This window comes from Vibrio sp. T20 (assembly GCF_007858795.1).
GTDB classification, from domain to species: Bacteria; Pseudomonadota; Gammaproteobacteria; order Enterobacterales; family Vibrionaceae; genus Vibrio; species Vibrio satsumensis.
Genome location: NZ_VFEB01000158.1, coordinates 1 through 371, shown reverse-complemented (window position 1 = coordinate 371; position 371 = coordinate 1). Strand labels below are relative to the sequence as shown.

The 371-nt window shown below is 42.0% G+C and carries 1 protein-coding gene; it reads left to right on the top strand.

What is annotated here, in order from left to right:
- Window positions 1–13 precede the first annotated feature (13 nt).
- On the top strand, window positions 14–371 hold a 358-nt coding region (locus FTW16_RS17880), incomplete at its 3' end, for a sigma-70 family RNA polymerase sigma factor (RefSeq protein ID WP_146492020.1).

Sequence of the window (371 nt, the reverse complement as noted above, 5' to 3'; positions counted from 1 at the left end):
GTTCCCAGAATTTATAGATGATTCTCCTATTAAAGACCACTTTTCTGCAAGTCGAGATCCCTACGCTCACTATCTGAAAGATATTGTGGGCATCGATTTGTTATCGCGTGAAGATGAATTATATTACGCAAAATTGAACCGTTCAGGCGACAAAAAAGCTCGTGACCTCATGGTCGAATCTAACTTACGTCTTGTGGTAAAAGTTGCCAAGAGTTATCTGAAGCGTAAAGGGAATAACTTTACGTTGTTGGACCTCATTGAGGAAGGCAACATTGGCCTGATCAAAGCCATTGACAAATACGACCCTGATCCGGGTTATCGGTTTTCAACATACGCAGTGTGGTGGATTCGCGAAAACATCGAATCCGAAT